Origin of the sequence: Meiothermus sp. (assembly GCF_025056915.1) — a bacterium.
Lineage (GTDB): Bacteria > Deinococcota > Deinococci > Deinococcales > Thermaceae > Meiothermus.
Genome location: NZ_JANWVH010000018.1, coordinates 1 through 18,810, shown reverse-complemented (window position 1 = coordinate 18,810; position 18,810 = coordinate 1). Strand labels below are relative to the sequence as shown.

General features: G+C 62.1%; 13 protein-coding genes and 4 tRNA genes. 8 read left to right on the top strand and 9 right to left on the bottom strand.

Annotated features, from left to right (window positions below):
• The first annotated feature begins 83 nt into the window (after positions 1–83).
• Positions 84–1,274, top strand: coding sequence for a VWA domain-containing protein (locus NZN28_RS04785; RefSeq protein ID WP_295395670.1), 1,191 nt, complete (start codon positions 84–86; stop codon positions 1,272–1,274).
• Positions 1,275–1,539: 265 nt separating this feature from the next.
• Here NZN28_RS04785 and NZN28_RS04780 read toward each other — a convergent pair whose 3' ends face one another.
• From NZN28_RS04780 to NZN28_RS04765, 4 genes are all read right to left on the bottom strand, one after another.
• Positions 1,540–3,804, bottom strand: coding sequence for an AAA family ATPase (locus NZN28_RS04780; RefSeq protein ID WP_295395668.1), 2,265 nt, complete (start codon positions 3,802–3,804; stop codon positions 1,540–1,542).
• A gap of 575 nt (positions 3,805–4,379) precedes the next feature.
• Entirely contained in the window at positions 4,380–5,021 is a 642-nt protein-coding gene (locus tag NZN28_RS04775) for a cation transporter (RefSeq protein WP_295395666.1), read from the bottom strand.
• 167 nt (positions 5,022–5,188) lie between these two features.
• Positions 5,189–5,488, bottom strand: coding sequence for an ATP-dependent Clp protease adapter ClpS (gene clpS, locus NZN28_RS04770; protein ID WP_295395664.1), 300 nt, complete (start codon positions 5,486–5,488; stop codon positions 5,189–5,191).
• Positions 5,489–6,182: 694 nt separating this feature from the next.
• A complete protein-coding gene (locus NZN28_RS04765; RefSeq protein ID WP_295395663.1) occupies positions 6,183–6,650 on the bottom strand; it encodes an RDD family protein in 468 nt (155 codons plus the stop codon).
• A 39-nt stretch (positions 6,651–6,689) separates the two neighbouring features.
• On the opposite strand from NZN28_RS04765, the gene NZN28_RS04760 reads away from it, so the two are divergent.
• From NZN28_RS04760 to NZN28_RS04750, 3 genes are all read left to right on the top strand, one after another.
• Complete coding sequence (locus NZN28_RS04760) at positions 6,690–8,714, top strand: thioredoxin domain-containing protein (RefSeq protein WP_295395662.1); 2,025 nt, start codon at positions 6,690–6,692, stop codon at positions 8,712–8,714.
• A 302-nt stretch (positions 8,715–9,016) separates the two neighbouring features.
• Positions 9,017–9,781, top strand: coding sequence for a TIGR00282 family metallophosphoesterase (locus NZN28_RS04755; RefSeq protein ID WP_295395661.1), 765 nt, complete (start codon positions 9,017–9,019; stop codon positions 9,779–9,781).
• 260 nt (positions 9,782–10,041) lie between these two features.
• Complete coding sequence (locus tag NZN28_RS04750; protein ID WP_295395660.1) at positions 10,042–11,631, top strand: gamma-glutamyltransferase family protein; 1,590 nt, start codon at positions 10,042–10,044, stop codon at positions 11,629–11,631.
• Between the two features lies 1 nt (position 11,632).
• Here the strand turns inward: NZN28_RS04750 and NZN28_RS04745 are convergent, their stop codons facing one another.
• Together NZN28_RS04745 and NZN28_RS04740 are read right to left on the bottom strand one after the other, a co-directional pair.
• Positions 11,633–11,842: a dodecin gene (locus tag NZN28_RS04745; RefSeq protein ID WP_295395658.1), complete on the bottom strand. Its 210-nt coding sequence runs from the start codon at positions 11,840–11,842 to the stop codon at positions 11,633–11,635.
• Positions 11,843–11,929: 87 nt separating this feature from the next.
• Positions 11,930–12,922, bottom strand: a complete 993-nt coding sequence (locus tag NZN28_RS04740) for an MBL fold metallo-hydrolase (protein WP_295395656.1) — start codon at positions 12,920–12,922, stop codon at positions 11,930–11,932.
• 194 nt (positions 12,923–13,116) lie between these two features.
• Between NZN28_RS04740 and NZN28_RS04735 the strand changes: the two genes are divergently transcribed.
• The gene (locus tag NZN28_RS04735; protein ID WP_295395655.1) at positions 13,117–14,766 is read left to right on the top strand and encodes a CTP synthase; all 1,650 of its coding nucleotides are present in this window, start codon (positions 13,117–13,119) and stop codon (positions 14,764–14,766) included.
• A gap of 234 nt (positions 14,767–15,000) precedes the next feature.
• Here NZN28_RS04735 and NZN28_RS04730 read toward each other — a convergent pair whose 3' ends face one another.
• The 3 genes from NZN28_RS04730 to NZN28_RS04720 form a co-directional block, all read right to left on the bottom strand.
• Positions 15,001–16,071, bottom strand: a complete 1,071-nt coding sequence (locus tag NZN28_RS04730; RefSeq protein ID WP_295395653.1) for a DUF815 domain-containing protein — start codon at positions 16,069–16,071, stop codon at positions 15,001–15,003.
• Positions 16,072–16,260: 189 nt separating this feature from the next.
• Positions 16,261–17,676 (bottom strand): HD-GYP domain-containing protein, encoded by a 1,416-nt coding sequence (locus NZN28_RS04725; protein WP_295395651.1) that lies wholly within the window; start codon positions 17,674–17,676, stop codon positions 16,261–16,263.
• 170 nt (positions 17,677–17,846) lie between these two features.
• Positions 17,847–17,922, bottom strand: a tRNA-Lys gene (locus NZN28_RS04720).
• 270 nt (positions 17,923–18,192) lie between these two features.
• Between NZN28_RS04720 and NZN28_RS04715 the strand changes: the two genes are divergently transcribed.
• From NZN28_RS04715 to NZN28_RS04705, 3 genes are all read left to right on the top strand, one after another.
• Positions 18,193–18,269: transfer RNA gene (locus tag NZN28_RS04715), tRNA-Pro, on the top strand.
• Between the two features lie 33 nt (positions 18,270–18,302).
• A tRNA-Gly gene (locus NZN28_RS04710) sits at positions 18,303–18,378 on the top strand.
• Positions 18,379–18,473: 95 nt separating this feature from the next.
• Positions 18,474–18,549, top strand: a tRNA-Arg gene (locus NZN28_RS04705).
• Positions 18,550–18,810: the final 261 nt, after the last annotated feature.

The following is an 18,810-nucleotide window of genomic DNA, read 5'->3' as shown; positions in this document are numbered from 1 at the left end:
AAGCCCCTTGCAAAAACAGGCGAAACGCCCCCATTCCGTCGAGCGAAAAAACAGGCATCGGGATACTGGCTTTGGAGGATAATGTGACACAGATTCGGGCACAACGAGCTTGGATAAACGGCGAAGACCTCTTGCGGTTGGAGATTCAGGCCCCACGCGAGGGCTTGCAGGCCCGGCGGCTGGACCTGGCGCTGGTAATAGATCGTTCGGGCAGCATGGCCGGTACCCGCTTGCAGGCCGCCAAGGAGGCCACCGAAGGAATCCTCAAAACCCTTGCCGGCCACGAGGTACGCCTGGGGTTGGTGGCCTTCAACGATGAGGTGATGCGCTCCGAGGGCTGGGTGGGTGCGGGCGAGGCTCGCTTTTTCATGGCTACCCTGGACGCGCAGGGTAGCACCAACCTCTTCCAGGGCTGGCGGGTGGGCTGCCAGATGCTTTCAGAACAGGGGCGGCTGCGCGTGGTGCTGCTGCTCACCGATGGGCAGGCCAACCAGGGCCTGACCCGGCCCGAGGCCATCGCGGCCGAGGTGCTCCGCGCGGCGCAGCAAGGGGTCTACACCAGCACGGTCGGAATTGGCCTGGGCTACAACGAGGCCCTCCTCTCCTACATGGCCGAGGTGGGTGGGGGTACCCATCTGTTCTTGCCCGACGAGGCGGCCCCAGAGCTGACCGAAGCCCTGCTGGAAGAGCTCTCCTTTTTGCGTGGGGCAGTGCTGGATGGGGTGGAACTCCGGCTGCTTGGGGCAAGGGCTACCCCGCTTTTGGGGGTGTGGGAAAGGGCGCAGGGCCGACTGGGCCCGATGGCTCCTGGTGAGGTGCGAACCCTGCTGCTGCGGCTCGAGCCCCTTTCGGAGGCTCCTGTGGAGGCTCCCGTACTGGAAGCAGAGGTGCTTGGACCCCGGGGCCGGGAGCGCTATCGGCTAACCCTGCCGGAACCTGTGGCCGCAGGCCCCGATTACCAGCAGGTGGCCTTTGAGCGGGGCGTCGCCCAGCTAAGGCAACTCTACGCCAGGCTAAGCGACCTGGAGGGGCCAGAGCAGGCCCAGGCCTTGCTGGAAGCTGCCCTAACCATTCGGGCGACCCTGGAGGGCCATAGAGACCCCCGGACACCCCAGTTGCTCGCCCAGCTTGGCCAACTCGAGGCCCGACTCGAGCGACTCACCCGCGCCTTTGAGCAGCGTGAGGCCATCTGGTTTGCCAAGGCCTTTCTGACCGAGGCCGATAGCCTCAACTCCACCCACCGCAAACCCCGCAACGCCCGCACCGGTCGTTAGAGCGCTCTTCACACATTATGGGCCATTCGAGTTTGAGAAAGCCTGTTCTGAACAGTGGCGGCCTGGAAACTCGAAAACATGCGTCTCGGCCCAGACGCAACGCAGACAAGCGTGCCTCACCGAGGTGAGGCACGTCTCTTTGTCTCTCGTTTTCGTGGGCGGCCACGTCTGAGAAGAGCGCGATGGAGCACGGATGTCCGCTCGCGCCGCTCTTGCCAGCGCCCTCCGACACAGAAGCAGCCAGCCGCTGTTGCTCAGGCGGGGTTCACGCACGGTGGACGGTGTCGGAGGGATGGGTTTTCAGGGTGATTTCCTCACCCTGGCCCACCACCCACAGGCGCCCCCCATTCTTGAGCGGGCCAAACAAAAGCAGGTCGGCCAGGGGCTTTTTGATTTTTTCCTGGATCAGTCGGGCCAGGGGGCGGGCGCCCATCAGCGGGTCGTAGCCCTTTTGGGCCAGCCAGGCCAGGGCCTCGGGGGAGACTTCCAGCGTGACCTTGCGCTCTTTGAGCTGGGCCTCGAGCTGACGCAGAAACTTGCCCACAATCTGCTGCATGATGGCCGGGGAAAGCGGGTTGAAGTGCACAATCGCATCCAGCCGGTTGCGAAACTCCGGGGTGAACAGGCGCTTGAGGGCTTCGTCGCTGGCCTCGGCCTTGGTGCCGCCCAGGAAGCCCACCCGCCGCTCGCTGGCCTCAGCGGCCCCGGCGTTGGTGGTCATGATTAGCACTGCGCTGCGGAAGTCCACGGTCTTGCCGTTGTGGTCGGTGAGCTTGCCGTAGTCCATGACCTGCAACAGGATGGCGTAAAGGTCGGGGTGGGCCTTCTCGATTTCGTCCAGCAGCAGCACACAGTGGGGGTTTTGCAGCACCGCATCGGTCAGCAGGCCGCCCTGGTCGAAGCCCACGTAGCCGGGCGGGGCGCCGATGAGCCTCGAGACCGAGTGCTTTTCCATGTACTCCGACATATCGAAGCGCAAAAGCGGCACTCCCAGCGAAGCAGCCAGCTGGCGGGCCAGCTCGGTCTTGCCCACGCCGGTGGGGCCGGCGAACAGATAGGCCCCCATGGGCTTTTGCGGGTCCCGCAGCCCGGCCCGCGCGAGCTTGATGGCGCTGGCCACTTCCTCGACGGCCCTCTCCTGGCCAAACACTGCGCCCTTCAGCTCTTGCTCGAGGTTGGCCAGCACCGCCTCGTCGTCGCGGCTCAGGTTCTTGGCTGGAATGCGGGCCATGCGGGCGACCGTGGCCTCCACCTCGGCCACCCCAATCCGGCTTTTGCGCCGGCTGGGTGGCAGCAGGGCCTGGGCGGCCCCGGCCTCGTCGAGCACGTCCAGGGCCGAGTCGGGCAGGCGCCGCTCGGAAAGGTGGCGGGCGGCCAGCTCCACCGCACGCTCCAGGGCCTGCTTGGTGTAGGTCAGCCGGTGATGGGCCTCCAGCCGGGGCCTGAGCCCCTCCAGAATCTTGACTGCGTCGTCAGGGGAGGGCTCACCGATGTCAATTTTCTGGAAGCGCCGGGCAATGGCCCGGTCTTTCTCGAAGTGCTTGTACTCGGCAAAGGTGGTCGCGCCGATGCACTTGAGCCTTCCGGTGAGGGCGGGCTTGAGCAGGTTGCTGGCGTCCACGGTGGAGCCGGTGGTCGAGCCTGCGCCCACAATGGTGTGAATTTCGTCAATGAACAAAATGGCGTTGGGGTGGGCCTCGAGGGCCTTCATGACGGCCTTGACCCGCTCCTCGAAGTCGCCCCGGTAGCGGGTTCCGGCCAGCAGGCTGCCCATGTCCAGGGCAAAAACCTCGGCCCCCTGGATGCGCTCGGGCAGCAGGGGCATAGGGCTTTGGTCGGGCTTCACAATGAGCTGGGCCAGCCCCTCCACCAAAGCGGTCTTGCCCACGCCGGGGTCGCCGACTAAGAGGGGGTTGTTCTTCTGGCGGCGGGCCAGGGTGGTCAGGATGCGCTCGAGTTCCCGTTCCCGCCCAATCAGCGGGTCGAGTTCGCCCCGGCGGGCGCGTTCGGTCAGGTTGGTGCAGTAGGCCTCGAGCGGGTTATCGGCCACCCCTTCGCTTTCCTCGCCGGCTCTGACCGGCTCTATCTGCGGTGAGGTGCCCTTGGGCAGGGCACCCCGGGAGATGGCTGCCGTCAGGTCAAGCCGGCTCAGGCCCAGTTCCTCCAGCAAGGCATAGACCGCCGACTGCCGCTCGTCCATGATGGCGACCAGCACATTGGCCCCGTTGGCCTGGTCGCGCCCAGCGGAGCGCATCTGCAACACCGCGCGCTGGATGACCCGCTGGAAGGCCGTGGTGGGTTCGGGCTCCTGACCCGGATTGCTCTCGAACTGTCTGAGCGATTCCTCCAGCAGCATTCGCAGGTGTTCCAGGTTAACCCGGGTCTGGCGCAGAACCCGGCTGGCATCGGGGTCGTCGAGCAAAGCAAGGAGCAAATGTTCCAGACCGGCGTATTCATGCCCGCGCTCGAGGGCCATCTGAAGCGCGCGACGAATAGACTGCTCCAAAGCGGGGGTCAGCGGTGCTTCCATATTTCCATTGCCCAGTGTAGCAAGGAGGTGACGCTAGATTGTGCCATTATGCATTTCCGAACCGGGAACCCCAGCGCCTGACCCGCCGAACCTTGTTTGAGGGTTACATGTTGTGTTGGACACCTGATACCGCCCTTCCTAAAACACCTCGCAAACTGCTTTGGTCGAAGACGGGTGGAGCAGGGGTTTGGGATTAGGGGACAGGGGGCGGATGCCAAGCTCCTGCTGCCCGCGCACAGCTTGAGTATCCAGAGAGTCATATCCTGAGCCGTTTGACTTCGAGAATGCTTTGTCCCCGACGGAACAAGGTCCGCCTGGGTGGGCGGTCACGTCTTGAGGAGCGCAACAGCTGACGGATAAGCCAGGTAGTCACCTCAACCGTTCGGATGCCGGTGCCAGCCCGGTCACCCCCAGGGTAAAAAAATACTGGGCGCAGAAACCTGGATGGCAGTCAGAAACCTGCTCAGATGCCTCTTTCCGAGCGCGGCGAGCAATCCGAGGCCCGACCGAGGTACGGTCGTGATGGGCGTTGCGCCAGGGTCAAAGCCGTTTGCTGTGAACCCGCTACCGGCCCTTCAGCGGACATGACACCCACACTCGACCCCGTTGGCCTTTGCAAAGGCTTCGCGGCCCTCGGTGAAGGACAGGTAAGCCAGCCCCAAAGCCCCCAGGCTGTCCACAAACCAGATGCCGCTAACGGCATAAATCAGGCTGGAAGCCAGCAGCAGCCCCGACATGTACATGCAGACCCGTGCGCATTTGGCATCGGCCAGGATGGCCTCCGAGCCCAGGGCCACGCCAGCCTGGGTTTTGTAGTGAATCAGCGCCCACATCAACGAAATCGAGATGATGGCAATGACGACGCCGGCCAGGGTGGTCTCGGGCTTGTGCTGGGTGGCCAGATTGTAAAGCCCCATGGCCGTTAGGATTCCCACCAACCCGTAGAAGCCCGTGCCGGTGATCTGGAGGGCGGTTTTCTCGAAGTGGCCCTTGGGGGTGCCGGGATGCTTCCAGATGCGCAGCACCATGGCCAGAATGCCCATGCCTGAAATCATCTCGATAAAGCTGTCCAGGCCAAAGCCAAACAGGGTCAGCGACTCGTCCGACAGGCCAAACCAGACCGAGACCAGGCCCTCGAGCAGGTTGTAAATAATGGTCAGAACTGCCAGCCAGAAGGCGAGCCTGTACCAGCGGTTTGCATGAGGAGCGACAAACACAGCACAACCCTACCCTGGCCGGGGGCGCTCGTTTGTGCTTTTCACACCTTGGATACTGAGAAGCCAGCATCAAATATGACCGATGTAAAGGCCTTGGCGACTGGCTTTTGGCCCGAACCATAGACCATACGCCATCGGGCGCATCTCAGGGCAAGAGCCCAGGCGTGCTACTCCGGTTCGATGGTGCATTGCAGCGGATGCCCCTCGGCGCGCGCCAGCTCCATGACCTGATTGGCCTTGGTTTCGGCGATTTCAAAGGGATAAACGCCTGCGATTCCCACCCCCGCGTGGTGTACCTGAAGCATAATGCGGGTGGCCTCGAGTTCGCTTTTCTTGAAAAAGCGCATCAGGACAAACACCACAAAGTCCATGGGGGTGTAGTCGTCGTTCAGCAACAAGACCTTGTACATGGCCGGCGTGCGGGTAGCAGGCTTGCTTTGGCTGCGGGTCTTGGTGTTGCTGCTCACAACCTACCAGTGTAGCAAACGTCAGGCACGTCTTGAAAAGTGCGCCGGTATCTACTAAACCTATAGCCTCACGCACCCCGCTCAGTCAAAACGGCTGCACCCGGAACCACCTTTCGGCGTACAAGCAACTTTTAAGGAAACACAGGATGGGAGCAGGTGGTCGGTGGTGAGGGGTGGGCCTCCGACACCCGCCTTCTACGCCCTAACCCCTATTTCGACGCACCGCTTCAATACACGGTCGTAAAGAAACCCATCCACGCCCACAGATTCCAAAGAGTGATAGCCCTGCACAGGTAGGGTTTGGGAGGGTATCGGAAAGACCCCCCATCGGCTGCTTGCGTGAAGGGCCAGGTCAGCCACCCCACCTGGCCTCCCTTGGGAGGAACAGAGCGAGTCCAGGCCAGGATTGACTTATTTCGCTCACCGTGCGGGTGGTTTTTTTGGGCTTTAATGCGACACAGGATTTAACCGTATGCAAAGCGTTCAAGCAAGGCTGGTATTGTTCCTCGAAGCGCACCATCGCGCTCTTCACAGACGTGGCCGCCCACGAAGACGAGAAGGGACAAGTGTCTGCGTTGCGTCTGGGCCGGGACGCATGTTTTCGAGTTTCCAGGCCGCCACTGTTCGGTTCAGAACCGGGCTTTGTCGAACTCGAATGGCTCAGAATATGTGTAGAGCGCTCTAACTCACTGGCTCAGGAAAAATGCCCCCGGTTTTTTCGCCAGACCACGAAGGTATCGGCCACCATGTCGTGCAGGGCTTGCCGGTCCCTGTCCCAAAAAACAAACAATAGTCCCAAATTCAGCACCATTGCATTCAACCAGCGCCCGGCGCTTTCGCGCATGAAGGCTTGTAGCAGCGATGGCTTCTGGCCGTTCCGCCCCACCACCCGAATCCCCACAATCTCCTTGCCCAGGGTGGCCCCCGTGCGGGTTAGGGGTAGCACAGCGTACAAGAACCAGGCCAGCGGCGAGAACACCCCAAAAAGAATCAGGCCCTCGGCGGAAAAGTGGTGGCCCGGATGAGTGGGGGGAAACAGGGCATTGGCCGAACCTGCAATACCAAACTGCAACCCCGTCATCACCCCGAGGTCAATCAGGCCGGCCAGCAGCCGGTGGCTCAGGTACCGGAGGATTTGAAGCGAGGGCGCCAGGCGAGTCACACTACTTTCAGTTTAGTCACCCGGGGCTACCCTGAGCGAGTGCCGAACCGTCTTGCCCAAGAGAGCAGCCCCTATTTGCTGCAACACGCCCATAATCCGGTGGACTGGTACCCCTGGGGCGAGGAAGCCTTTACCAAAGCCAGGGCCGAGAACAAGCCCATCTTTCTCTCGGTGGGCTATGCCACCTGCCACTGGTGTCATGTGATGGAACGAGAAAGTTTTGAAGACGCGGAAATAGCTTCCTTTCTCAATACGCACTTCGTGCCCATCAAGGTAGACCGGGAGGAGCGGCCCGACGTGGACCATGTGTACATGTCGGCTCTGCAAGCCATGACCGGCGCGGGTGGCTGGCCCATGAATATGTTCCTGATGCCCGACCTGCGGCCCTTTTTTGGTGGCACCTACTGGCCTCCCCAGGACCGCCCGGGCATGCCGGGCTTCCGTCGGGTGTTGATGGGGGTTCACAACGCCTGGCAGCATCAGCAAAAAGATGTGCTGGAGAATGCCGAGCAGCTTACGGCCTTCCTGCAGGGTCAGCTAAAGCCCAGAGCCGGTGAGTTGCCCGAGAACCTGCATCAGGCAGCCCTGGCGGGTTTATCAAGGGCCTTCGACCCGGCCTACGGGGGGTTTGGCGGGGCGCCCAAGTTTCCCCAGTCGCCCGCCCTCGCGTACCTGCTGTCTAAGGCCTGGTTGGGTGACGATGCGGCCTGGAAGCATCTGCAACTGACCCTGAGCCGCATGGCGGAAGGGGGCCTCTACGACCAGGTGGGGGGCGGTTTCCACCGCTATGCAGTAGACCACATCTGGCGGGTGCCTCACTTCGAGAAGATGCTTTACGACAACGCGCAGCTGGCCCGCATCTATGCGGGGGCGAGCCTGTTGGGCCAGGCCGGTGCGGCTGAGCGCCGCCGCTACCGGCGGATTGCCAAAGAGACCCTGGACTATGTGCTGCGCGAGATGACCGGGCCGGAAGGGGGCTTCTACTCGGCCCAGGATGCCGACTCGGAGGGCGTGGAGGGCAAGTATTACGTCTGGCAGGAGGCCGAAATCCGCGAAATCCTGGGGCCTGAGGCCGAGGCGGCCCTCCTGCTTTTTGGGGCTTCGGAAACCGGAAACTGGGAGCACACCAACGTCCTCGAGCGGCGCATCCCCGATGAGGCCCTGATGCAACACCTGGGCCTGGGGCCCGAAGCCTTTGAAAACTGGGTTGCGCGCGTGCGGCAGAGGCTTTACGAGGCCCGCCGACAGCGCACCCCACCCCTGACCGACGACAAGGTGCTGGCCGACTGGAACGGCCTGATGCTGCGGGCCCTCGCCGATGCGGGCCGCTGGTTGGGGGAACCTGGGTACATTGAGGCAGCCCGAAAAAATGCTGAGTTTGTCTTGAAGGCAATGTACCAGGAAGGTCTTTTGCGGCACGCCTGGCGGGGGGGGCGGCTCCAGCCCCAGGCCTATCTGAGCGACCAGGCCCACTATGGGCTGGGCCTGCTGGCGCTTTTCGAGGCTACGGGGGAGATGGAGTGGCTCGAGACAGCGCGGCATCTGGCCGAGGCCATCCTGACCCACTTCAAGGAGCCCGAGGGAAGCTTCCGCGACTCGCTCGACCCGACCCTGCCGGTCAAGGTGCGGGACGCCTACGATGGGCCCTACCCATCGGGGAATGCCTCCGCAGCCGAGCTCTTGTTCCGCCTGGCGGCGCTGTACGAACGCCCCGACTGGCACCAGGCCGCTTTGTCGGCGGTGCAGTTTTACGCCCAGAATCTGCTACACAACGCTTTTGGCTTCCCGGCGCTGCTCCAGGCGCATCTGGTGGGCACCCAGGGCAGCGAGCTGGCCCTGGTCACGCCTTCAGAACTCGCCCTTCCGGTTCGCCAATGGTTCTTGCCCCTGACCACCCTGGCCTTCGGGCCGCCGAGCTCGCTGCCGGTCTTGCGAAACCGCTCGCCGGGGCTGGCCTATCTCTGCCGGCAGGGGGCTTGTCGGCTCCCCGTGGATAACCCAGAACGGCTGTGGGGGGAGCTAAAGGCCCTCTATCCCGGTACCGCCGACCAGCGCAAAACCTAGTTGCCGCACAAAAGCCCGTGCAACCCTGCCTAAGGGCGAGCGAGTTCAGCCCTGGCCTGTGTGGTGGCTGGCCCTCCAAGCAACCAGCCGATGGGGGGTCTAGTCCGAAACCCCAACCCACCCTTCGAGAGGGCACGGGGGCTTTTGCTCTTATGGAGTGTACGGGTATCCTTGCGTGACCACCACCGGCCCCCTGCCATCGGCCACAGACCCTCGGCCACCCGGCTATTCATGCCAACCCGCACCCGACGGGCGTGGTTTTTTACACCTCACCAGCTTCGCCTGCACGATAAGCTAGGCCCATGCGTGTTTTGTTTGTTGGGGATGTTTTTGGCGACCCTGGTTTACGTGCGGTGGCGATGCACCTGCCCGACCTGCGCCCCCACTACGACCTGGTGATTGTCAATGGAGAAAACGCCCACCACGGCAAAGGTTTGTCCAAACCTGCCTATAAAAAACTGCGGGAGGCGGGGGCTGACCTCATCACCCTGGGCAACCATGCCTGGGACCACAAAGACATCTATGAACTCATCCGAACCGAGCCCATCATCCGCGCCCTCAACTACCCGCCCGGCACCCCTGGCCAGGGCCACTGGGTACTGGAAGCGGGCAAAGAGCGGTTGCTGGTGATGCAGGTGATGGGGCAGGTGGACATGGGCCTGAACCTCTACGACCCTTTCCGCACCACCGAGGCCCTGCTGGCTGAGGTGCCGCACGATTACGCCTTGCTCGAGGTGCACGCCGAGGCCACCAGCGAGAAATACGCCCTGGGGCACTACCTGGGCGGCAAGATAGCGGCCCTGCTGGGTACCCACACCCACGTCCAGACCGCCGATGCGGGTTTTTTGGCCAATGGAACGGCCATTCAGTGTGATGTGGGTATGACCGGCCCCATCCACTCGATTATTGGCGGTGAAATAGAGAGCTTTCTGGGGCGCTTCATCACCCAGCGGCCCACGCCCTTCAAGGCCGCCACAGGACGGGCCATGTTCTGTGCCACCGAACTCGTGCTGGAGGGCGGTAAGTGTGTGCAGATTCGGCCCATGCGGTGGGAAGAGCCGGAGTGAAGACCAACCGAGCTGAAAGTCCGAGCCCCTTGGTCAGTGCCGGGCGAAACAAAGCAAGCTTCAGGTATGTCCCGATAGAGCACAAGTGTACACGTCTTTGTCAGGCATTTGCCTTCAGTCATCGGAACTCACCGTATAATTTCAATGGCAGGAAAACTCGTCGCGACTGTGGAAGCCACGGAGTTTTCGCCTTATCTACAGGGCTGGGTTGTTTCGGAAGGGCTCCCGATATTTCTTTTTGTAAAGAAAGGTCTTCTGTGATGAACCTCAACCAGTACCCCTATCCCTCCCGTCGCAATGTGGTGGCCGGCAAGCGGGGCGCAGTGGCGACCAGCCAGCCCCAGGCCGCTTTGGCCGGTATGGAGATGCTCTTGGCCGGGGGCAATGCGGTGGACGCTGCGGTGGCGATGGCCATTGCCCTGACGGTGCTCGAGCCCACCTCCAACGGCATTGGCTCCGATGCTTTTGCCCTGGTACACGACGGCCAGAACCTCCACGGCCTGAGCGCCTATGGTGCGAGCCCGGCAGGTCTCGACCTGGCCACTTTTGCCGGTAGCGGGCAGGTACCCATCCGGGGCTGGCTGCCGGTCACGGTACCCGGCGCGCCTTCGGCCTGGCGGGCGCTGCACGAAAAGTTTGGCCGGCTGCCCTTCGAGCGACTCTTCGCCCCGGCCATCCGCTACGCCGAGGAGGGTTTTGCGGTTACCCCCGAGGTCGGGCGCACCTGGCCCCGCATCGAGGCCATCTATGGCCCCCTGAACGACCCCTGTTTCCAGCCCTTCAAGGACGTGTTCATGCCGGGAGGCCGTGCGCCCCGGCCTGGCGAGGTCTGGCGCAGCCCGCGCCACGCCGAAACCCTGCGGGAGATTGCCCGTACCGGCGCCGAGAGTTTCTACCGGGGTAAGCTGGCCGCCCAGATGGCCGATTTTGCCGCCGCCACCGGAGGCTACCTGACCCGGGCCGACCTGGCTGCTTACCGTTCGGAGTGGGTGAAGCCCCTCTCGGTGCGCTACCGGGGGCTGGAAGTGCACGAGATTCCTCCTGCCGGGCAGGGCATGGCCGCCCTGATGGCCCTGAAAATCCTGGAGGGCTTTGAGCTGGGGCGGTATCCACGCGACTCGGTGGAGGGCTTTCACCTCCAGATAGAGGCTATGAAGCTGGCTTTTGCCGATGTGCAAAAGTACGTGGCCGACCCGCGCTTCATGACCGTTTCGCCCGACGAACTGTTGGCAGCGGACTACCTGACCCAGCGCCGCAGGCTGATTGGCGAGCGGGCCTTGCCGGTGCAGGCTGGTGCGCCCCAAGGGGGCACCGTGTATCTGGCTGCTGCCGATGGGGAGCTACAGGTTTCCCTGATTCAGTCCAACTACATGGGCTTTGGGGCGGGCATTGTGGTGGACGGAACCGGTATCTCGCTCCAGAACCGGGGGGCCTGTTTTGTGCTCGAGGACGGGCACCCCAACCAGTATGCCCCCGCCAAGAAGCCCTTCCACACCATCATCCCCGGTTTCCTGACCCGCGATGGCAAGCCCCTGGGGCCTTTTGGCGTGATGGGGGGGCACATGCAGCCCCAGGGGCATCTGCAGGTGGTGGTAAACCTGGAAGACTATGGGATGAACCCCCAGGCAGCCCTGGACGCGCCCCGCTGGCAGTGGACGCGGGGCCAGCAGGTGGAGCTCGAGCCCAGCCTGCCCGCCCACCTGGTCTTTGGCCTCAAAGAGCGCGGGCACGAGGTGGTCTTGCAGAGCGAGTGGGCCTCGTTTGGCCGGGGTCAGGTCATTCTGAAACCGGCGGATGCCTTCCTGGCGGCCACCGAGCCCCGCGCCGACGGTATGGCCCTGGCCTGGTGAACTAGGCCTCCTCGAGCCGGAACCCCACCAAAAGTGTCACCTGGTAGGTATTTACGTAGCCATCGGTCAGGCTACCGCGAATCTCCTTGACCTCGAACCAGTCCAGGTTGCGCAGGGTTTTGCGGGCCCGTTCCAGCGCCACTTTGATGGCGTCCTCGAGGCTTTCCGCACTGCTGCCGACCAGCTCCACTTTCTTGTAGACCTTGCTCATGGCTCTCCTCCTGTGTTCCCAGGTTAGCGCCCCAAAGCGGGGATAAATGGCCTGAAGGGTCGAGCCTGGGGCGGGGGAGGGTTGGGGTTAGCGGCAGTAGTGGACAATCCCGTCTAGATCGAGCCTCTTTATCTTCCCTTCGGCCACCAGGTACTCCAGGTGGGCCAGGGTCTCCGACCAGGCAAAACGCCTTTGGGCCAGGTTGAGGTTGCCGGGGAAAAGCTCGAGCGATACCTGCCAGCAGGTCTGTGGGGTGGGCTTCAGAAGGTTCAGCAGATAGCCCAGGCGTTCGTGGTGATGGGCTTTCAGCTCGGCGGTGCGGCCCGCAATGTCCAGGATGGGCCGGTAGTGCCCCGGCAAAGCCTGTGAGGCCCCCAGAGCAGCGGTTTTTTCCAGCGACTCGAAGTAGTGCTTCAGGGGGTTGGGGTAGGAGTAAGCCCAGAGGCCAATGTTGGGGGAGATGCGCTCCAGGATCTGATCCCCGGCCAAAAGCACTCCGTCCGCCTCGCGCAGCAACATGGCGTGGCCGTCGGCATGGCCGGGGGTCCAGACCACCCGGTAGTGCATACCGGCCAGCGTAAGGGTTTCGGCATCGCGGAAGGTCTGTGGGTTCTGTGCCGGATGCACCCGGCTGCGGGTTTTGGCCATCTCCTGGCTAAGGTCGGCCAGGTATTCATCGGCAACGCCGTGCTGGTGGAAAAGCGCCTGCCCCATCTGGTTCATGCGCTCGGGTTCGGTCCAGAAGATGTGGCCGCGCCTTAGCTCCACGTCCAGCATCCACACCCTGGGGCCTTTGGCTTCAATCAGCCCGGCCAGGCCGTAGTGGTCGGGGTGGTGGTGGGTGACGATCAGGCGCTCGAGGTCGCCGAATTCCAGCCCGTGCTCGCGCAGGGCCGCCTCCAGACCGGCCCTCGCCTCGGTGGTGTCCAGGGCACAGTCCAGCAGGGCCGGGCCATCGGAGGAACCGGGACTGGGCATCAGCAGGTAGCAGTTCACGTACCTGAAGGGGTAGGGGATGGGCACCGGAATGGCAAAAATGCCCGGCGCAACCTGGTGCGAGAGTTGAATGGCCCCGGCCATACCCAGATTGTACCAAGTCAAACTTTTTTGCAAAGCCCAGGGGCTAACTGTGCGCGCGCGGCTGGACACAGGGGGGGCAGGTCGTGGTACGATCAAGTCCCGTGATAGTTAGGCGGCTCCACCGTACCGGTTGAGCGTTTGAAAAGGAGCTTTATGAGCGCTGGACAGGCTCCGGCGCAGGACGGGGGTTTGTTGTGAAATACATTTTTGTTACGGGCGGTGTGGTCAGCAGTTTGGGCAAGGGTATCCTCACCTCGAGCCTGGGGGCCATCCTGCGGGGGCGCGGCTACCGGGTGACCGCCATCAAGATTGACCCCTACGTCAACGTGGACGCGGGCACCATGCGGCCCTACGAGCACGGCGAGGTGTTTGTCACCGGTGATGGGGCCGAAACCGACCTGGACATCGGCCACTACGAGCGCTTCCTGGACATTGACCTGTCCCGCGCCAACAACATCACCACCGGGCAGGTCTACCTCTCGGTCATCCAAAAAGAGCGGCGCGGGGAGTACCTCTCCCAGACCGTGCAGGTGATTCCCCACATCACCGACGAGATCAAAGAGCGCATCCGCCGCACCGCCCACGAGCAAAACGCCGATATCGTGGTGGTGGAGGTGGGCGGCACAGTGGGCGACATCGAGAGCCTGCCTTTCCTGGAGGCCATCCGGCAGTTTCAGTTCGATGAAGAAGACCAGGACCTCATGTACCTGCACCTGACCCTGGTGCCCTACCTGGCGACCTCGGAGGAGTTTAAGACCAAGCCCACCCAGCACTCGGTCTCTACCCTGCGGGGGGTGGGCATCCAGCCTGATGTGCTGGTGCTGCGTTCGGAGAAGATGGTGCCGGAGGATGTGCGTAAAAAGGTGGCCCTCTTTACCAACGTGCATGCAGGAGAGGTTTTCAGCAGCCCCACCGTGCAGTTTCTCTACGAGATGCCGCTGGTGCTGGAGGAGCAGGGCCTGGGACGGGTGGTGGAGAAAAAGCTGGGCCTGGAGCCAATTCAGCCCAACCTGACCTTCTGGCAGAATGCTGTACGCAAACTCAAGCAGCCTGCCGATGAGGTCTCGGTGGCCTTTGTGGGCAAATACGTCAAGATGCCCGATGCCTACCTGAGCATTCTGGAAGGCTTTCGCCACGCGGGCATTGCCCACGATGCGCGGGTCAACGTGAAGTGGGTTAACGCCGAGGACATCACCGACCTGGGCAAGGCTGCCGAATTGTTGGGCGATGTGGATGGGGTGCTGGTGGGGCCGGGGTTTGGCATCCGGGGGGTGGAAGGCAAGATTTGGGCGGCCCGCTATGCCCGGGAGAACCGGGTGCCCTACTTTGGTATCTGCCTGGGGCTGCAAATTGCGGTGATTGAATACGCTCGGAATGTGCTGGGCCTCGAGGGGGCCAACAGCACCGAGTTCGACCCGTACACCCCCCACCCGGTGATAGACCTGATGCCCGAGCAGTTGGAGGTCGAAGGCATGGGGGGCACCATGCGGCTCGGCAACTGGCCCATGCGCATCCACCCCGAAACTTTGCTTTACAAGCTTTACGGCAAGGAACTGGTCTTCGAACGGCACCGCCACCGGTACGAGGTAAACCCGGTGTATGTCCAGCGTCTCATCGAGGGCGGCCTGACGGTTTCGGCGGTGACGCCGGGGGTGCAGGGGCGAGGAGAGGGGCTGGTGGAGGCCATCGAGCTGCCCAATCACCCCTTCTTTATTGGCCTGCAAGCCCACCCCGAGCTTTCCAGCCGCCCCATGCGGGTTTCGCCGCCTTTTGCCGGATTTATTGGGGCGGCCCTCGAGCGCAAGCGCCAGATTCTGCTCAAGCCCGACGAGCGATTCGCTTAGAGCGCTCTTCACATATTTAGACCTATTTCGACTATAAGAAAGCTTTGTCCTGAACAGAACAGTGGTCGCCTGGAAACTCGAAAACATGCGTTTTGGCCCAGACGCAACGCAGACAAGCGTGCCTCACCTCGGTGAGGCACGTCTCTTTGTCCCTTCTCGTTTTCGGGGGCGGCCACGTCTGTGAAGAGCGCGATAGTCGTTTGCTGAAATCTGGTCGTCTTGAGCGCCTGAGCCTCAGCCCATGTGCTGTTGCGCAAAATGCCGTGCAGTTCGGCCCGAGAAGCCCCGGCCATCCAGGGCAAATTGCAGGGCAGCTTTGCGGGTGGCCTCGTTGAGTTCATGCCCCAGGATGTGGGCCACGGCTTCCAGGTAGAGCTGCTGGTCGAAAGGGGGAAAGGTGAGCACCAGACCGAAGCGGTCGGCCAGGGCCAGCTTGTCCTGTAAGGTGTCCCAGGAGGCGGGGTCGCTGGCATCGGGGGCGGGCCGGTCTGACCAGTGCTGGGCAACCAGGTTGCGGCGGTTGGAGGTGGCCACGGCCAGCACATTGGCGGGCCGCTCATAGACCGCCCCTTCCAGCAGGGCCTTGAGCTTGTGGAACCGTTCGTCGTCGCTGGCAAAGGCCAGGTCGTCCATGTAGAGCACGAACTTGTAAGGCAGGGGCGACAGCAGTTCCAGTAGGGCTGGAAGTTGTTCCAGACCCTCCGAAAGCACTTCGACCAGCCTCAGCCCCCGATCGGCATAGTGGGTGCGCAGGGCCTTGACCGAGGTGGATTTGCCAGAACCCCTGGCCCCATAGAGGAGCATGGGAACGGCAGGCTTTCCGGCCAAGAAGCGCTCCACGTTGGTGCGCAGGGAGTGAATTTGGCGGGAATAGCCGACCAGGTCGTCAAAGCTGGCCGGGTCGGGTTTTTCGATGGCCTGCATCTGGCGGCTAAACAGGAAGGCCGTATGGTGAACATAAATCCCATAGCCAAAGGTCCGATAGAAGTGTTGCAAGGAGGCGGGCGAACCTTCCAGCAGCACCTTCAGCAGGGCGCTCTCGGCAGCGCTGGGTGTTCGATTGCCGAACTCCGAAAAGGGGTATTGTTTTTTGAGGTGCTCTAACTCGCGTCGCAGGTGCCCCAACTCCTGGCCGATCCAGTCGGCCATTCCGGGGCTCAGCGGCTCACTTAGCAGGCGTCTGGCCAGGGTCTCGTCCGCCAGAATGCGCTGGCACAGCACCCAGGCCCAGGGCTCTCCCGCAGGGACTCGAGTGTGAAAAAGCTCGGCCAGAGGGGTGTCGTAGAGCGGTGGAAATAGCTGCATGGTCAGCTATTTTATCGTGGAGCAGCTGCTGGTGTTTGGGGAATTGCCGAGGGCTGTGTTCTGGGAAACCCCTTTGATTCCCATAAAGAGCTCCCCCCGCAGCGGTCAGCGATGCTTTGATTCGGTCTGCCGGCCAGGGGCAGTATATTTTGGACTTCGCCCAAATCTGACCTTTGGCCCCGGGCTCCATCAGGCTTTTACGTTGGTTTTGCTGGGGTTGGCCATCTCCATGGTCTCCTTGCCGGAAGGCGAGGTGATGCGTTTGATGAAGATATCCACCAGCTTGGGATCGAGCTTCTTTCCGCGCAGGCGATGCAGCTCCTCGATTATTTCTGCCGGTTTCCAGGCCCGCTTGTAGGGGCGAGGGCTGTAGAGGGCGTCGAAAGTGTCCACCACTGCAAAGATGCGAGCCAGGATGGGGATGTCCTGGCCTTTGAGGCCGTCGGGATAGCCGCTGCCATCCCAGTTTTCATGGTGGTAGCGCACCACTTCCAGGGTCTCCTGGGGTAAAAACGGCACCCGCGAAAGCATTTCCCAGCCCTTGATGACGTGGCTTTTCATGATCTCCCATTCTTCCTCGTCGAGCTTGTCGGGCTTGCGGAGGATGTGATCGGAGATGGACAGCTTTCCGATATCGTGCAAGTAGGCGCCCCAGCGAAGGAACTTGCGCATGGTGGCATCCAGGTTCAAATCCTGGGCGAGCTGGTCGGCCCAGGCCACCACCCGCTTGGTATGGCCCTGGGTTTCGTGGTCGCGGAATTCCAGGGCCAGACCTAAGGCCCGCAGCGTACCGTCGTAGGCATCCTCGAGGTGCTTGAGGGCTTCCATCTGCCCCAGCTGGGCTCCCATCACCCTGGCCAGCGAGTTGGCCATGGCCTTTTCGTCGGACTGGAAGGGCTTATTGCCCTCCCGGGCCAGAATCACCACCCCCAGGGGGCGCTTCTGGCGCGCCGAAACCGGCACCGCTGCGGTAGACCAGCCCGCGCTTTCGGGGATGCCCTCGAGGTAGTTGCCCACCACAAAGGTGTCGGTCAGGCTGGCGTGGGTGCTCAGCTTTTGCTGGGGCAGGTGCCGCCCCCGGTAGCGCTCCAGCGCGCCGCGGGCGCTCACCACCACCGGCTTGCCCTCTCGGAAACGCACAAAGGCCAGGTGGGGCGCAATGTTCAGGTTATGCAGCGAGGTCATGGCGTTTTCCGTTAGCTCCAGTGGGTCGTTGGCGGTGCTGATGTTCAGGCTGCCCTCCTCGAGCAGGTGCATGAAGCGCAGGGAGTCCTCGAGTTCCTTCTGCGAACGCCGATCCCGCTCGCGCAGCCAGGCCACAAAACCCAGCGCTGCCAAACCCGGAAGCATCGTAACCAGCAAACTGTCCAGGTTCAGATTGGATTTGGGGTACAGGTGTTGCACGATGGTATAGATGAAAACCAGCGGTACCACCCAGCGCATGCTCTGGGGGCCGTCTTTCCAGACCCAGGGGATCAAGAAGAGAAAGCTGAAGGCCTGGTAGCTATCGGGTAGGTAGAGGAACGAAACCACGCCCCAGATCAGCAACCCCAGCAGGCTCAGAAGGTTTTGCTTGTTTGATATCTTTCGGTTGCTAACTCCCATAGTCCGCACGTTGCCCTAAATGTAGCACCGGGGTTGAAAGCCGATGGGTTATTTGCCGCCTCCAGGCGTAAGCTTGGGTGCCAAAGTGGTCGGCGATACCTCCACCGGGAATGCAAAGGAAGAACCAGGGCGTCCGACCCTGGTTTACCTGCACTGCTCCTTGCTTTGCCTGGTGGGCTGTGCAGGAATCGAACCTGCAACCCACTGATTAAGAGTCAGTTGCTCTGCCAATTGAGCTAACAGCCCAAGCAACACATAAATATAGGGATTGCCAGGCGACTTGTCAATATGGTCAAACACGTGTTGCGCAGCCCCATGCCTGGCGGAACCGGTCGAGGCTTTCTTTTGCCCTGAATCGGGTGCAAGCAGCCCACAGCGCTTGCATGAAAGCCCGGTAAGCCCTTATGCCATACCAGTACGCCGGAAAACGAAAAAATCCGGTTCGGCGTTTGACCGTTTTTGCTCTGCTGTGCTATCTTTGAACCTGCGCGCTGGTCAGGAGGCCAGACGTACAACCGGGGAGTAGCGCAGTCTGGTAGCGCATCTGCTTTGGGAGCAGAGGGTCGCTGGTTCGAATCCAGTCTCCCCGACCAGCACCAGCGGCCACCCAGCCTCAGAGGTATTGTGCGGGAGTAGCTCAGTTGGTAGAGCGTCAGCCTTCCAAGCTGAATGTCGCGGGTTCGAATCCCGTCTCCCGCTCCAAAAACCGCCGAAGAGCGGTTTTTTGCTTGTTGGATGCGCTTTGCTATGTCCATAAGTTTGCTAAACTAGCGATTGCCCCGATGTTGGGGTTGCTTGCGCCCGTAGCTCAGTGGATAGAGCAGCCGCCTTCTAAGCGGTAGGTCGGGGGTTCGAGTCCTCCCGGGCGCGCCAGTTCAAAACGCTTTTTCCGAATAGCCTTTACAGCCGCTTTTACCGCAGGGACGCAAGAATCCGGGGTTGCACAGACCTCGGATTCACAAAGATTGTTGACATTCGTCTCCAGAGACTATTCTTGCGAAGCCCATTTAACTCCGGTTATCAGGGGAGAAAGCCTCATCCCAAACTTGACATTATCGCGCCCTTCACAGTCGTGGCCGCCTGGTTAGGCGGCCACTGTTCTGTCCAGGACAAAGCTTTCTTATAGTCGAATGG

Bases quoted from the DNA above. Each gene is read 5' to 3' on its own strand.
- NZN28_RS04780 (WP_295395668.1), bottom strand. From the start codon at position 3,804: ATGGAAGCACCGCTGACCCCCGCTTTGGAGCAGTCTATTCGTCGCGCG.
- NZN28_RS04750 (WP_295395660.1), top strand. From the start codon at position 10,042: ATGAACCTCAACCAGTACCCCTATCCCTCCCGTCGCAATGTGGTGGCC.
- NZN28_RS04740 (WP_295395656.1), bottom strand. From the start codon at position 12,922: ATGGCCGGGGCCATTCAACTCTCGCACCAGGTTGCGCCGGGCATTTTT.
- NZN28_RS04745 (WP_295395658.1), bottom strand. From the start codon at position 11,842: ATGAGCAAGGTCTACAAGAAAGTGGAGCTGGTCGGCAGCAGTGCGGAA.
- NZN28_RS04730 (WP_295395653.1), bottom strand. From the start codon at position 16,071: ATGCAGCTATTTCCACCGCTCTACGACACCCCTCTGGCCGAGCTTTTT.
- NZN28_RS04755 (WP_295395661.1), top strand. From the start codon at position 9,017: ATGCGTGTTTTGTTTGTTGGGGATGTTTTTGGCGACCCTGGTTTACGT.
- NZN28_RS04725 (WP_295395651.1), bottom strand. From the start codon at position 17,676: ATGGGAGTTAGCAACCGAAAGATATCAAACAAGCAAAACCTTCTGAGC.